Below are 13946 nucleotides of genomic sequence, written 5' to 3'. Positions count from 1 at the left end.
GTAATCCCTTCGTGTGCGACGGGCCTCCCCCGACCTGCACCCGCGCCGTGGCGCCGGGAGGTCGTCACGGTGCGAACTGCAGCCGCACCGTCCCGTCGTCGGGCAGGACCAGCACAGTGGACGAGCCGCGCTGGTACGCCTCGGGGACGAGGAAGAGGCGGTTGCCTGCGGCGACGAGCAGACGCAGGTTGCGGTAGCGGTACTGGTGCTGCTGTCCCGGCGCGGGCGGGAGGCTCGTCTCGACGATCGCGGGGTCGGTGAGGTAGAGCCGGTCCCGGGTGTCGAGGACCACGCTCGGGCGGCGGACGAGCGTGGCGGCGAGTACCTCGGCCTGCCCCCGGCCGTAGGCGCCGGCGAAGGAGTTGGCCAGCCAGAACGAGCTGAGCACCGCGAGGCCGAGCACGAAGCTCCACAGGACACGGCGGCCGGGCAGGTGCCGCCGGACGCCGGCGAGCAGCGTCGCCGTCGCCGGCGTCGCGACGTCCACGCCGTAGGCGACGAGCACGGCCCCCAGGCCCAGGCACGCGGGAGTGACGCCGATCGGTTCGGTCTGGGCGACGGTCGGCCGCACGATCCCGACAACCGCCCGGACGAGCAGCGCGACGCCGAGCAGGACGAGGACGGCACCGGTCGCGCCGGCCCGCCGCTCGCTCCGCGGGCCGATCCAGGCGCGGACGGCGGCGTTGACGCCGATCGCGACGATGCCGACGACGAGGATCGCGCCCAGGGGGAAGAAGATGGCCGCGACGCTCTGCAGGGCCAGTTCCTGCGTGCTCATCCGCAGCGTGGGGACGTCGATGCCGAAGTAGGCGTACTTGGCGTACGTGGTGACGTAGCCGAAGTAGTAGAGCAGGGCCGCGATCACGGTGGTCGGGGCGAGGACCCCGGCGAGGTTCTTGAGGCGCTCGGACAGGGAGGACCGCTCCGCCGGCTTCGGCGCGGCCCTCCGACGCGGCCGTGGCGCACCCGCCGAAGCGCCGCGCGCGGACGTGCGGCTCATCGATCGGACACAGGCAGCCACCCCCCGCTCGACCGCGCCTCTTGACACTCCGGCGGTTCAGGAGTCCCAGGCGGAAGAGCGAAGCAGGCGAACACGCGCGTGTCGTGCGTCATCCGCACCACGACGGGTTCCGCGGGTGTCGGCTCCAGCTCGCGCACCTCCTCGGCGTCGCACGGCCGGAGCGCCGGCGACGTGCACGACATCTCGACCTCGACGAGCAACCGCGCGAACCAGTTCTCGGTCCGTGCCGCGGTCTCGTCGATCGTGAGGCCCATCCGGCACCCCGTTCCTGCACCGTCCACCGGCGGCGGGAGGACGACCGGCGGTGTGGAGTCGGTGCACACACGGACTGCTGCGTCGAACTCCAGCGGTCTCGTGGTGCAGTCGTTCTCGAGATCGTCGAAGTCGTCGAACAGTGAGAACACCGTTCCGGGCCTCTGATCCACGAGGCGCACATCGACGACTTCCATCTCCGTCTCGGGAGCACCGTCGAGACCGCGGTTCATGACGACTCCGCACTGACGCTCGCCCGGCCTGGTGAACTGTCCCCACGCGGCCGGATAGAGGTTGTTCAGCGTCGGGCCGGAGAGCTGCACCGATCGTTCGTCCGGAACCGGTGCGGGCCGCGCGCTCGGGGGCCTCTCCTCCCCCGGCGGGGCGACGTTCTCCCGCGGCGGCGCCACGGCGAGCGGTCCAGGCCCGGGGTCGGTGCCACCTCCGCGCGCGGGCGGCGTCGCGGCGGGCGCCGCGGACGGGGTCGCCGGGCCGCCCGGAGTTCCGGGAGCCGAGCCGGCCGGTACCGGCGCAGCACCGGCGACCGGGCCACCGTCCGGCGGGCGCGCGGCGGGAGACGACGGCCGCAGCGACGGGTCGCCCGGCGCCCCGGCGCCCTCACCGCCACCGCCCGGGGCCGGGTCGTCGGCTCCGCCGGCCGGGGATGCATCTCCACCAGCCGCGCCCGACCCGCCGTCGCCGGACGCGTCGGTGCGCGGTTCGGCGTTGCCACCCGTGGAGCCGGGATCGCCCGCGGACCACGGAATCGCCGACGTCGGCAGCATCGGCGCGACGGTCGGGGTCGGACCCGAGAACCCGGGAGTGGTGCGCACCGGAGGGAGTGCACTCGGGTTCGGCGCGGACCGTGCCGAGGACAGCAACCCCCACACGGCGATGAGGAGAACGACGACTCCGAGCGTGATCGCGAGGGCCAGCACACGGCGATCCCGCCGATCCGGATCGTCGTCCTCGAACTCCTCCGCGTCATCGTCCCGCCCCACGGAGAAAGAGTAGGGAAGGACACTTCGACGGGTCTGTAGTCCTTTGGACGTAGACGCCCCGAAATGAGCGAAGGGCCCCTTCGCTCGATCTACTCGAGCGAAGGGGCCCTTCGGTCAGAACGGCGTGCGCCTACGAGCTGCGCTTCCCGACCTCCTCGGTCAGCTGCGGGCTGATCGAGAACAGATCGCCCACGACACCGAAGTCGGCGATCTCGAAGATCGGCGCCTCGGGGTCCTTGTTGACCGCGACGATCGTCTTCGAGGTCTGCATGCCGGCGCGGTGCTGGATCGCGCCGGAGATGCCGAGCGCGATGTAGAGCTGCGGCGAGACCGTCTTGCCGGTCTGCCCCACCTGGAACTGGTTGGGGTAGTAGCCGGAGTCGACGGCGGCGCGCGAGGCACCGACGGCGGCGTGCAGCGAGTCGGCGAGGGTCTCGACGACGTTGAAGTTGTCGGCCGAACCGACGCCGCGGCCACCGGCGACGACGACGTTCGCCTCGGTGAGCTCGGGGCGGTCGCCGCCGACGATCGGCGCGCGGTTCGAGACCTTGGCGGACTTCGCCTCGTCGATCGCCGGGACCTCGACGGTCTCCTGCGCCCCGGCGCCGGCCTGCTCCTCGATCTCGATGGAGCCGGAGCGCCACGACACCACGGCGGTGTCCGTGGTCGCGCGGGACTGCACGGTGAAGGCGCCACCGAAGATCGAGTGGGTGCCCTCGCGCTGGCCGTCGATCTCGACGAGGTCGTTGAGCCAGCCCGAGTTGGTGCGCACGGCCAGGCGGCCGGCGACCTCGCGGCCGTCGGCACCCGCGGCGATCAGCACGGCCGGCGGGGAGACCCGCTCGACCAGCGCCGCGAGCGCGTCGACCTGCGGGGTCGACAGGTAGTTCACGGCGTCGTCGGACTCGGCGACGTAGACCTTCTCCGCGCCGTGCGCGGCCAGGCCCTCGGCGAGCTTCGCCGCGGTGCCCGGGGTGCCGACGACGACCGCCGACGGCTCGCCCAGGCGGCGGGCCGCCGTGAGCATCTCGTAGGTGTTCTTCTTGATCTCCCCGTCGACGTGGTCGACGAGGACCAGGACCTCAGCCATGGTTCTCCTTCGCGGTGTCGGTGGGGTGGATCAGATGAGCTTCTGGCCGACGAGGAACTCGGCGATCTTGGCGCCGCCGTCGCCCTCGTCCTCGACCTTCTGTCCGCCGGACTTCGGCGGGCGCGGGGCGAAGGAGTCGACCTGGACCAGCGAGCCGGCCAGACCGACCTCGTTGGCGTCGAGACCGAGGTCGGAGATGCCGATCGCGTTCACCGGCTTCTTCTTCGCGGCCATGATCCCCTTGAACGAGGGGTAGCGCGGCTCGTTGATCTTCTCGCCGACGCTCACGACGGCGGGCAGCGCCGCGGTGACGTCGCAGGTGCCCTCGTCGGTCTCGCGCTTGACGCTGGCGGAGCCGTTCTCGACGGTCAGCGCGTTGGCGTGGGTCAGCGACGGCCAGCCGAGCACCTCGCCGAGCATGCCGGCCATCGCGCCGCTGCGGCCGTCGGTGGCCTCGTTGCCGGCCAGCACGAGCTGCACGTCGTCGACGGTGCCGATGGCCTTGGCCAGGATCTTGGCCGTGGTCACGGCGTCCGACCCGTGGATCGCCTCGTCGTTGACGTGGACGGCCTTATCGGCGCCCATCGACAGGGCCTTGCGGATGGCGTCGGTGGCGCGGTCCGGGCCGACGGTGAGCACCGTGACCTCGGCGTCGCCGGCCTCCTTGATCTTGAGCGCCTCCTCGACGGCGCGCTCGTTGATCTCGTCGAGGACGGCGTCGGAGGACGCACGGTCGAGGGTCTTGTCGGCGTCGGAGAGCGTGCGCTCCGACCAGGTGTCCGGCACCTGCTTGATCAGCACGACGATGTTCATGGGCCTGCTGCGACCTCCTGTGCTCGCATCCCGGCGGGACGCAGTTACCGCTGAGTAAGGTACTGGTCAGTAACTTACCTTCTGCCCCGACTCTCCCACGCCCCGTGCCCGGAGGCAGCGTGGCGTACACCTCTCTTGTTACTCGCCAGTAGGGTGTAGGGCCTTACTGGCGGGTAACTCGGTGGCGCCCGATTCGGGCGATATCCTGGTGTGACACGGGGCGGACAGCCCACCCCGCCGCACCGCAGGAGTCGTCGTGCCCGGTCTGTTCTCGAAGATCAGTGAGTTCCTGAAGAGCCCGCAGGGACGCAAGTACACCGACCAGGCCAAGCGCTACGCGCAGGACCCGAAGAACCGCCAGAAGGCGCAGGACATGGTGAACAAGTTCCGCGGCAAGGGCGGCCCGGGCGGTGGGCAGCACTGAGCCACTGACGGACGACGGGTTACTGGCTGGTATGTCTCGGTCAGCGAGAGATACCAGCCAGTAACCGCCGGCTCAGGGCGCCGGGACCGCCTCCCCGTCCACCGCGGGACGCGGCAGCGGGTGCACCGGTGGCGTGGCCTCAGGACGTTCCAGCCGGACCGCGAGGCCCCCGGCGGTCGGCGCGTCGAAGACGTCGCGCACCTCCAGGGTGCGGCCCGTCTCCTCCGCGACCCGCGCCACCAGCTTCGTCGCCAGCAACGACTGCCCGCCGAGGGCGAAGAAGTCGTCGTCGGGGCCCACCGCCCCGAGGCCCAGCACCTCCGCGACGAGCCGGCACACCAGCTCCTCGCGCGGTCCCTCGGCGGCGCGGCGGGTGGTCGTCGCCCCCGGCGGAGGCAGCGGCAGCCGCGCCGTGTCGACCCGCCCGTCGGCGGTGCGCGGGAACTCCCCCACGATCACGACGGCGGACGGCACCATGTGCTCGGGCAGCGCCGCGGCGAGGCGCGCGAGCACGTCGGCCGGGGTCGGCGCCGCACCCGCCGGGACCACGTGGGCGACCAGCCGGTCGTCGCGCAGCGAGACCGCGGCCTCGGCGACGTCGTCGGACTCCTCGAGCACGGCCTCCACCTCGCCCGGCTCGACAGGGTGCCCGCCGACCGTGATCCGGGTGTCGGCGCGTCCGACCAGGCGCAGGGTGCCGTCGTGGTCCCGGCGCACGAGGTCCCCGGTGCGCACCATCCGCTCCCCCGGCGCCCCGCTGGGGTCGGCGACGAAGCGCGCGGCGGTCAGGGCCGGGCGGCGCAGGTAGCCGGTGGCGAGGGCGGCGCCCGCGACGTGCAGCTCGCCGACCGTGCCGTCCGGGACGTCCTGCAGGGCCCGGTCGAGCACCCGCGTGCGCGTGCCCGTGAGTGCCCGCCCGATCGGGGCCCGCGACGGGACGCCCGGTCGGCGCCGGGGCAGGTCCGGGCCGGCGGCCACCGTCGACCACACCGTCGCCTCGGTGGCGCCGTGCAGGTGGGTGACGTCCGCGCCGGCCAGGTCGAGGCCCGCGAGCAGCGCGGTGGGCATCGCCTCCCCCGCGACCAGCGCCGTCACCCCCGCGAGCGCCCCCGGCGCGGCGTCCACCATGGCGCGCCACCGCGTCGGCGCGGCGGCCAGGACGGGCCCCTCGTGGGTGGCGAGCAGGCCGGCGAGCGCGGCGGGGTCCTCGACCGCCGCCGTCGGCGCCACCAGGACGGCGGCGCCGGTGACGGCGGGCAGGAGCAGGTCGAGCGCCGTGGCGTCCCGGTCGACGGGCCCCGCCGCGACGAGCGTGCGGCGCGGCGCGAGCCCGATCCGCACGGCCAGGTCCGCCAGCCGCGTGCGCAGCGCCGCGCGCGGCACCACGACCGGCTCCGGGCGCCCCTGCGCGCCGGGCACGGGGACGACGAGGGCGGGGTGCGCGTCGTCCACGGCGGCCGGGGCCGCGGCGCCGGAGCCGCCCTCGGTCACGTCCACCGACGGCAGCCCCGGCACCGCGTCCCGCGTCTCCGCCGACACCAGCGCGAGCGTCGGTGCGGCGTCCTCGAGCACCAGCGCGCGCCGGGCCGCGGGGGCGTCCACGTCGACCGGGAGCCACGCGGCCCCGGCGTGCAGCACCGCGAGCACGGCCACCGCCGGCTCCGGCCCGCGGCGCAGCGCGACCGCCACGAGCGTCCCGGGTCCCGCGCCCGCGTCCCGGAGCCGTGCGGCGAGGCCCCGCGCCCGGCGATCGAGCTCGGCGTGGGTGAGCACGGTGCCCTCGGGGGTGACGACGGCGGGCCGGTCGGGGTGCTCGCGGGCCGCGGTCCCGAGCAGCCCGGCGAGGTCGTCGGCCGGGAGGCGCTCGACCGGGGCACCCCGTCCCGCGGCCACCGCGGCCGCCCGCGCGTCGCCGTCGATGAGGGGCACGGCGGCGAGGGTGCGGTCGGGCGGGGTCGTCGCGAGCGTGCGCAGCAGCGCGTCCAGGCGGGCGTGGTGGCCCTCCAGCGCCGCGGCGTCGTAGGTGGCCGGGTTGGCGTCGACGTCGAGGAGCAGGCCGCCGTCCGGGCCGCGCTGCACGTGGACGGCCAGGTCGTGCACGGCGCCGCCGGACAGGGGCCGGCCGGTGCCGGTGGTGCGGGCGCCGAAGCGCAGGGTGTCCACGGGCCGGACGTTGACCCACGGCCCCACGAGCGCGGCCTCCCCGCGCGGGCCGTCGGCCGCGTCCAGGCGCAGGTCGCGGCGCAGGTCCTCGAACCGGTAGTGCTGGTGGGCCCGCACCGCGGCGAGCTCCGCCACGACGGCGGCGACGAGCTCACCGACCGTCGTCGTCGGGCCCGCGTGCAGACGCAGCGGGACGATGTTGACGAGCATCCCGGGGGTGCGCGCGGCCGGGGCACCGGAACTGCCGAGGCGGCCCATCATCGGCACGCCGAGGACGACGTCGGGCGCCCCGCCGGTCGCGGGCGAGAGCCGGCGCAGGTAGAGCGCGACGGCGGCGAGCACCAGCTCCGGCCAGTGCCCCTTCGCGCGGTCGGCCGCGGCCTCCATCGCCACCACGACCTCGGGCGGCAGGCGGCTGCTGCGCCGCAGGAACGACCCCGAGACGCGGCGCGTGTGCCCGGCGAGGGTGGCGGGCTCGGGCGGGCCCGGGAACCGCTGCGCCCAGAACGCCCGGTCGTCCTCCGCGGCGCGGCGGCGGGCCTCGACGTCGGCCTCCACCAGCTCGGCGAGGCCGCCCCACCGGGCGCGTGGCGCCGCGTCGACCGCGAGGCGCGCCGCGTAGAGCGTCGCCACCCGCCGGGCCACGAGGGCCTGGCCGTAGGCGTCCATGACCACCTGGTGGTAGCGGTGGAACCACACGTGGCGGTCCTCGCCGAGGCGCAGCACCGCCTGGGCGAACAGTGGCCCGCCGTCCAGGTCGGCGGGCTCGGCGAGCGCCCGGTCCATCCAGGCCTGCGCCGCCGACTCCGGGTCGGGCTCGGCGCGCAGGTCGACGCGGGTCACCGTCCACGGGGCACGCTCGCCGGGCGGGACCGGGATCTGGCGCGGCTCGCCGTCGCGGACGACGAAGCGCACGTGCAGCGCCTCGGTCTCGGAGACGGCGTCGTGGATGGCCGCGGCGAGCACGTCGCCCGCCAGGGGGCCGGTGATGTCGATGCGCTCGCCCGTCGTGTAGCTCGGGTTGGCGGGGTCGAGGTGGTGGGCGAACCAGATGCCTTCCTGCGCCCCGGTGAGGGGCAGGTCGTTCACGCCGGAGCCCGTCGGGCGGCGTGGTCGAGCGCTCCGAGCGCCTGCTCGGTCGAGAGGACGACCCCGCAGCGCTGCGCGGTCCAGGTGAGCGCCTGCTCGTGGTGCGCCCGCGAGAAGTCGGCCACCGCGTCGGCCACGAGGAACGGCTGCACGTCGCGCATGAACGCGTCGACGGCCGTGACCATGCACCCGATGTGCGCGTAGATGCCGGTGATCACGAGCTGGTCGCGCCCGGCCTCCGCGAGCAGCTCCGCGAGGCGGCTGCGCTGGAAGGCGCTGTAGCGCCACTTCGTCAGCACCTCGTCGCCGGGCTCGGGCGCGAGCTCGTCGACGATCGACACGACGCCGGGGTCCTCGAGGTAGGCGGCGGCCGGCCCTCGGCCCCACAGGTCGTCGAGCAGGCCGCGGTCCGCGGGCGGCTGCTCACCGGGCTGCGCGGTGTAGACGACGGGGACGCCCAGGTCGCGGGCGCGCGCGGTGAGCGCCGCGATGTGCTCGACGCACACGCTGACCGGCTCCTCGGTCCGCGAGAACGGGGCGAGGAAGTAGCGCTGCATGTCGTGCACGAGCAGCACCGCGCGGGCGGGGTCGGGCGACCAGTCCGGCCGGCTCGCCGGCAGCTCGTGCGACCGCGGCATCGGGTAGGGCGCGATCGACGGGATGCTCACGATGGCTTCTCCTCTGCCTGGTTCTCGGTGGCGCGCGCGGCGAGTGCGGCCCGCAGCGCGCGGCGGCTGGTCTTGCCCACCCCGGTGACGGGGAAGGCGTCGACGACCTCGACGGTGTCGGGGACCTTGTAGGCGGCCACCCCGCGCTCGCGGACGAAGCGGCGCAGCGCGGCCGGGCGCGGCGCCTCCCGCCCGGGCACGGGGATGACGTAGGCGTGCGTGCGCTCGCCGAGGAAGTCGTCGGGGACACCGACGATCGCGGCGTCGACGACGTCGGGGTGGGCCAGGAGGTGGTTCTCGACCTCCTCGGCCGCGATCTTCTCCCCGCCCCGGTTGATCTGTTCCTTCACGCGGCCCGTGACGACGATGTCGCCGCGCTCGGTGATCCGGACGAGGTCGCCGGTGCGGTAGAAGCCGTCGGCGGTGAACGCCGTCGCGTTGTGCTCCTCGGCGCGGTAGTAGCCGCGGATCGTGTAGGGCCCGCGGGTCAGCAGGGCGCCGACCTCGCCCGGCGGCACCTCGCGCTCGTCGGGGTCGGCGGGGTCGACCACCCGGATCTCGTCGTCCGGGGAGATCGGGCGGCCCTGGGTCTCGGCGACGACGTCGTCGGGGTCGTCGTCGCGGGTGTAGTTGACGAGCCCCTCGGCCATGCCGAACACCTGCTGCAGACGCGCGCCCAGGGCCACGGGGATGCGGCGGGCCAGCTCAGCGGCGCACTTGGCCCCGCCGACCTGGAGCGTCGTCAGGCTGGTCAGATCCCGCGACGTGCTCCCGGCGGCCTGGACCCACGCCGCCGCCAACGGGGGCACCACCGCCGCCAGCGTGACCCGCTCGGCCTCGATCAGCCCGAAGCAGGTGTCGGCGTCCGGCGAGGGCGCGAGCACCGACGTCCCGCCCGCGTGGACCACGCCCAGCAGGCCCGGCGAGCTCATCGTGAAGTTGTGCGCCGCCGGCAGCGCCGCGAGGTACACGGTGCCCGGGCCCAGCCCGCAGATCTCCGCGCTGGCGCGGACGCTGTAGAGGTAGTCGTCGTGGGTCCGCGGGATGAGCTTCGGCAGGCCCGTGGTGCCGCCCGAGAGCTGCAGGAAGGCGACCGAGCCTGCGTCGACGTCGTCGCCGGGCAGCCGGTCCGGCGGGGTGCGGCGCAGCGCGGCGAGGGTGAGCGCCCGGTCGGGGAGCTCGGCGTCCCGTTCGGCGGCGACCACCACATGCCGCACGCTCGGCACCTCGGCGGCGATCCCCGCGGCCGCCGCGGCGTGGTCGAAGCGGTCGTGGCGTCCGACGGTGACGATGGCCGTGGCCTCGGCGTGCTCGACGAAGTACCGGATCTCGCTGGCGCGGTGCGCCGGCAGCGCGAACACCGGCAGGGCCCCGAGCCGGAACAGCGCGAAGATCGTCTCGAGGTACTCCGGGACGTTCGGCAGCCACACCACGACCCGGTCGCCCGGCGCGATCCCGATCTCGGCGAGCCCGGCGGCCAGGCCGCGGGCCCGGGCGTCGAGCTCGCCGTAGCTCCACCGCTCGGGACCCGACGGCCCGGTGCCGACGACCGCCGTGCGCGGGCCGTGCGCCGCGACGGCGGCGTCGAGCAGCGCGGGGAAGGTCTGCCCGGTCCAGTAGCCCGCCGCCCGGTAGCGCTCGGCGACCTCGGGCGGGTAGGGCACGACGCCGGCCGCGATGGTGTTGATCGCCGGGCTGGTCACGGCGTCGCCTCGAGACCGAGCGCGGTGAGCAGCGTGCGGAACTTCGCCCCGGTCTCGGCGAGCTCCGCCTCGGGGCGCGAGCCCTCGACGACGCCGGCCCCGGCGTAGACGCGCACGGCCCGCCCGGCGACCTCGGCACAGCGGATCGTCACCGCCCACTCGCCGTCCCCGGAGGCGTCGCACCAGCCGACGAGGCCGGAGTAGAAGCCGCGCCGGAACTCCTCGAGCTCCTCGATGGCGTCGCGGGCGATCTCGGTCGGCTCACCGCACACGGCGGGCGTCGGGTGCAGCACCTCGGCGAGCTGGAGCGCGGTCGGGGCGGGGTCGCGCAGCCGGCCCTCGATGCGCGTGCCGAGGTGCCACAGGGCGGCGGTCCGGGTGACGCTGGGCCGGGCGGGGACGTCGAGGGAGGTGCAGTACGGCGCCAGTCGCTCGGCGACCCGTTCGACGACGAGGGCGTGCTCGCGCAGGTCCTTGGTCGAGCTGGCGAGGACTTCGCCGCGGCGGGCGTCCTCGTCGGGATCGGGGCTGCGCGGCGCCGTGCCCGCGAGCGGGTGGGAGACGACGACGTCGCCGCGCCGGGCGGCGAGGAGCTCCGGGCTCGCGCCGAGCAGCGTGCGCGGCACGTCCTGCGCGTCGGGCGCGGTGACGTCCGCGGCGAACAGGTAGCCCGACGGGTTGCGGGAGGCCAGACGTTCGAGCACCACCGCGATGTCCAGCGGCTCGGGCGCCGTGAGCGTCGCCGCGCGCGCGAGCACCACCTTCTCCAGCTCGCCCTCGGCGATCATCTCGAGCGCCCGCCGGACGGCCGCCGCGTAGCGGGGCGGGGGCGGCTCGGCGCGGAAGTCCCAGCGGGTGCCCACCGACGCGGGCGCCGAGGGCGGCGCGGTCAGCGGCGGGGCCGGCGGCGCGTCCTCGGCGGTGCGGGCGACGGTCGGGGTGCGGTGGACGTGCGCGGGGACCACCAGCCGCGCCTCCGCCGCCGAGAACCCGATCGCGCCCACCACCAGCGGGTCGGGGTTGCCGGCGGCCCGCTCGGCGGCCAGCGTCGCGGCCGCCATCGCCCCGACCGAGCCCGTCGAGGCGTCCGGGACCCGGGTCCGGATGCCGGTGGTGCGCAGCGTCGTCTCGCGGGTGGAGAAGAGGAAGGCGCCGGGGCCGGAGCCCGGACCCGGCGGCACGTCGACCGACACGTCGGGGGCCGGACCGGCGCTGGTCGGGGTGCTGGTCATGGGTGTCCTCTCGTACTGCGGCCGGGTGGTGCGGGAGGCGAGAGTTCGGGGGCGGGCGGGGTCAGGGTCCGAGCGAGGCCCCGCCGTCGACGTAGACCGTCTGCAGCGTCACGTGCCGGGCGGCGGCGGAGGCGAGGAACGCGACGACCTCGGCGACGTCGTCGGGGGCGGCGATCCGCCCGAGCGGGATGCCGAGCTTGAACGTCTCCGCGGATCCGCGGACCAGCGCGTCGTGGTCGGCGGGCAGGTCGCCCATCGCGTCGAGCATCCCGGTGTCGGTCGACCCGGGGCACACGACGTTCGCGCGCACGCCGCGGCCCGCGAGCTCGAGGCCGAGGCAGCGGGTGACGGCGACGGCCGCGGCCTTCGACGCCGCGTAGGCCGCCATCCCGGTGCGGGGCACGCCCGCGGCGTTGGACGCGACGGTGACGACGGACCCGCGGCCGCGCTCGGCGAGCCGCGTGCCGACCGCCCGGCACGCGTGCATGACCCCGGTCGCGTTGACGTCGAGGCAGTGCCGCCAGTCGGCGTCGTCGATCTCGGTGACGGGCGCGACGTGCAGTACGCCGGCGACGTTGACGAGCGTCTCCAGCGCCCCGAGCGCGTCCTCGGCCGCCGCGACGGCCTTGTCGACGGCGGCACCGTCGGTGACGTCGGCCGCGACCGCCACCGCGCGCGCCCCGCGGGCCCGCAGCTCCTGCGCCGCGGCCTCGGTGGCCTCGGCGTCGCGGTCGAGCAGCGCCACCGGCGCCCCCGCGTCGGCCAGTCGGCGGCACACCGCCAGCCCGATGCCGCCCGCGGCGCCGGTCACGAGAGCGACCCCGCTCATGACGTGATCACCCCCGGGTCGCCCCGGCCGGGCCCGACGGTCGCCGGCTCACCGGCCTCGTCGTGCTCCACCTCGGGCACCGGGCGCCGGTGCCCGAGCACCGAGTCGAGGATCTCCTCGGCGCGCACCGCCGTCGTCGAGAGCAGGGTGGAGCTGATGCCGTGGGTGTGTTCGGTCGGTCCCTGCAGGTAGACGCCGGCGCGCAGCGGGTGGACGGCGTGCAGGCGGTAGTCGCGCTCGACGAGGAGCTCGCCGTCGTCGGCCCGCCGGCACCACGCGCCGACGTCGCCGAGCATCCCGCTCGGGTCGATCGGGCGGTAGCCGGTGGCGTAGACGACGACGTCGGTGGTGATCGTGTGCGTGCGCCCGGTGGGCAGGAACTCGACCTCGACCTCGATGTCGGCACCCTCCGTCGCGGGCTCGCGCACCCCGGCGATGCGGCTCGCGCCGTGGACGTGGAGGCGCTGCCGGCCGGCGACCTGCTCCTGGTAGGCGCGGGCGTAGAGGTCCTGGATCAGCTCCGGGTCGACCACGGAGTAGTTCGTGTTCGCGTGGTAGTCCATGAGCATCTGCTTGACCTCGCCGGGCGCCGCGTAGAAGTGGTCGACGGCCTCGGGATCGAAGATCCTGTTGGCGAAGGAGGTGTCGTCGGCGGGGCTGTAGCCGTAGCGGCTGAACACCGAGTGCACCTCGGCCGCGTCCTCGCGGTCGTGCAGGTGGGCGGTGGCCTCCGCGGCGCTCTGCCCCGCGCCGATGACGACGTACCGGCGGCTACGGGGCGCGGCGAGGGTGAGGTCGGCGAGGCGGAACAGGAGCTCGCTGTTGTGCCAGACGCGGTCGCCGCGCTGCACGCCCGGCGGCAGCCAGGGCACGAGACCGGTGGCGAGCACGAGGTTACGGGTGCGCACGACGCGGGTGCTCGCGGTGTCCCCCTGGGCGTCGCGCAGGACGACGTCGAGCTCCTCGACTGTCCCGTCCGGGCCCGGCACCGGGTGCACCGCCACCGCCCGCGTCCCGTACGACACCAGGTGCCGCACATCCGCCGCGCACCACTCCAGGTAGTCGTGGAACTCCACCCGCGACGGGAACATCGTCTTCGTGTTGATGAAGTCCGCCAGACGGCCCTGACCCTGCAGGTAGTTGAGGAACGACCGCGGGCTCGTGGGATCCCGCATCGTCACCAGATCCTTGAGGAACGACACCTGCATCGTCGCCCCCTCCAGCAGCATCCCGCGGTGCCACCCGAACGCCGCCTGCTGCTCCACGAACGCCGCCGCCACCCGGCCCGAGGCCGGCGAACGCTCGTTGTGCTCCTGCACCGCCAGCGCCAGCGCCAGGTTCGACGGGCCGAACCCCACGCCCAGGACGTCGAGGACGGCGACGGGGTCGGTGCCCTCTCCGGCGGCATCGGTGTCGGGACCTGCCCGCCCCGGCTCGCGATCCATCGCACTCCCCGCGCTCGATGCTGATCGTTAGGAGACCCTAACCTAACTCTCCCGGATCGGGCGACGGAACTGTCGGCCCGGCCACACCACGTGATCGGTCGGTCACGGGGCGACGCGTTCGCGCAGCGTCTCTCCGGCGTCCCCCGAGGGCACGCGGCGGCCGCGTCCATCCCAGCTCAGGAGGCCGGGAGAGCCCATCGCCCACGGGGGCGACGT

Annotated in this window: 11 protein-coding genes; 1 reads left to right on the top strand and 10 read right to left on the bottom strand. The window is 75.1% G+C overall.

Annotated elements, in window-relative coordinates; genetic code table 11:
* Nucleotides 1-64 precede the first annotated feature (64 nt).
* The 4 genes from WCD41_RS04295 to WCD41_RS04280 form a co-directional block, all read right to left on the bottom strand.
* A complete protein-coding gene (locus tag WCD41_RS04295) occupies nucleotides 65-1000 on the bottom strand; it encodes a hypothetical protein (protein ID WP_337712124.1) in 936 nt (311 codons plus the stop codon).
* The gene (locus WCD41_RS04290) at nucleotides 997-1596 is read right to left on the bottom strand and encodes a hypothetical protein (RefSeq protein WP_337712123.1); all 600 of its coding nucleotides are present in this window, start codon (nucleotides 1594-1596) and stop codon (nucleotides 997-999) included. The genes WCD41_RS04295 and WCD41_RS04290 overlap by 4 nt, the downstream gene beginning before the upstream one ends.
* An 808-nt stretch (nucleotides 1597-2404) precedes the next feature.
* Nucleotides 2405-3364 carry an electron transfer flavoprotein subunit alpha/FixB family protein gene (locus WCD41_RS04285; protein ID WP_337712122.1) on the bottom strand — a complete coding sequence of 320 codons (960 nt, stop codon included), beginning with the start codon at nucleotides 3362-3364 and terminating at the stop codon, nucleotides 2405-2407.
* Nucleotides 3365-3394: 30 nt separating this feature from the next.
* On the bottom strand, nucleotides 3395-4177 hold the full coding sequence (locus WCD41_RS04280; protein WP_337712121.1) for an electron transfer flavoprotein subunit beta/FixA family protein: 783 nt from the start codon (nucleotides 4175-4177) through the stop codon (nucleotides 3395-3397).
* 256 nt (nucleotides 4178-4433) lie between these two features.
* Here WCD41_RS04280 and WCD41_RS04275 point away from each other — a divergent pair, with 256 nt between their 5' ends.
* Nucleotides 4434-4601 (top strand): hypothetical protein, encoded by a 168-nt coding sequence (locus WCD41_RS04275; protein ID WP_337712120.1) that lies wholly within the window; start codon nucleotides 4434-4436, stop codon nucleotides 4599-4601.
* Nucleotides 4602-4673: 72 nt separating this feature from the next.
* Here the strand turns inward: WCD41_RS04275 and WCD41_RS04270 are convergent, their stop codons facing one another.
* From WCD41_RS04270 to WCD41_RS04245, 6 genes are all read right to left on the bottom strand, one after another.
* The gene (locus tag WCD41_RS04270) at nucleotides 4674-7853 is read right to left on the bottom strand and encodes a condensation domain-containing protein (RefSeq protein ID WP_337712119.1); all 3180 of its coding nucleotides are present in this window, start codon (nucleotides 7851-7853) and stop codon (nucleotides 4674-4676) included.
* Nucleotides 7850-8521 (bottom strand): isochorismatase family protein, encoded by a 672-nt coding sequence (locus WCD41_RS04265; protein WP_337712118.1) that lies wholly within the window; start codon nucleotides 8519-8521, stop codon nucleotides 7850-7852. Before WCD41_RS04265 ends, WCD41_RS04270 begins: the two co-directional genes overlap by 4 nt.
* A complete protein-coding gene (locus WCD41_RS04260; RefSeq protein ID WP_337712117.1) occupies nucleotides 8518-10224 on the bottom strand; it encodes a (2,3-dihydroxybenzoyl)adenylate synthase in 1707 nt (568 codons plus the stop codon). Before WCD41_RS04260 ends, WCD41_RS04265 begins: the two co-directional genes overlap by 4 nt.
* Nucleotides 10221-11456 carry an isochorismate synthase gene (locus WCD41_RS04255; RefSeq protein WP_337712116.1) on the bottom strand — a complete coding sequence of 412 codons (1236 nt, stop codon included), beginning with the start codon at nucleotides 11454-11456 and terminating at the stop codon, nucleotides 10221-10223. The genes WCD41_RS04260 and WCD41_RS04255 overlap by 4 nt, the downstream gene beginning before the upstream one ends.
* 61 nt (nucleotides 11457-11517) lie before the next feature.
* A complete protein-coding gene (locus WCD41_RS04250; RefSeq protein WP_337712115.1) occupies nucleotides 11518-12285 on the bottom strand; it encodes an SDR family NAD(P)-dependent oxidoreductase in 768 nt (255 codons plus the stop codon).
* A complete protein-coding gene (locus WCD41_RS04245) occupies nucleotides 12282-13730 on the bottom strand; it encodes a lysine N(6)-hydroxylase/L-ornithine N(5)-oxygenase family protein (protein WP_337712114.1) in 1449 nt (482 codons plus the stop codon). Before WCD41_RS04245 ends, WCD41_RS04250 begins: the two co-directional genes overlap by 4 nt.
* Nucleotides 13731-13946 lie beyond the last annotated feature (216 nt).

The organism is Actinomycetospora aeridis (assembly GCF_037400275.1).
GTDB classification, from domain to species: Bacteria; Actinomycetota; Actinomycetes; order Mycobacteriales; family Pseudonocardiaceae; genus Actinomycetospora; species Actinomycetospora aeridis.
This window is presented reverse-complemented; position numbering and strand designations above follow the sequence as displayed.

What these genes read in the sequence shown, in the direction of transcription:
- WCD41_RS04245 (WP_337712114.1), bottom strand. Translation starts at nt 13,730, where the DNA reads ATGGATCGCGAGCCGGGGCGGGCAGGTCCCGACACCGATGCCGCCGGA.
- WCD41_RS04250 (WP_337712115.1), bottom strand. Translation starts at nt 12,285, where the DNA reads ATGAGCGGGGTCGCTCTCGTGACCGGCGCCGCGGGCGGCATCGGGCTG.
- WCD41_RS04285 (WP_337712122.1), bottom strand. Translation starts at nt 3,364, where the DNA reads ATGGCTGAGGTCCTGGTCCTCGTCGACCACGTCGACGGGGAGATCAAG.
- WCD41_RS04255 (WP_337712116.1), bottom strand. Translation starts at nt 11,456, where the DNA reads ATGACCAGCACCCCGACCAGCGCCGGTCCGGCCCCCGACGTGTCGGTC.
- WCD41_RS04280 (WP_337712121.1), bottom strand. Translation starts at nt 4,177, where the DNA reads ATGAACATCGTCGTGCTGATCAAGCAGGTGCCGGACACCTGGTCGGAG.
- WCD41_RS04295 (WP_337712124.1), bottom strand. Translation starts at nt 1,000, where the DNA reads ATGAGCCGCACGTCCGCGCGCGGCGCTTCGGCGGGTGCGCCACGGCCG.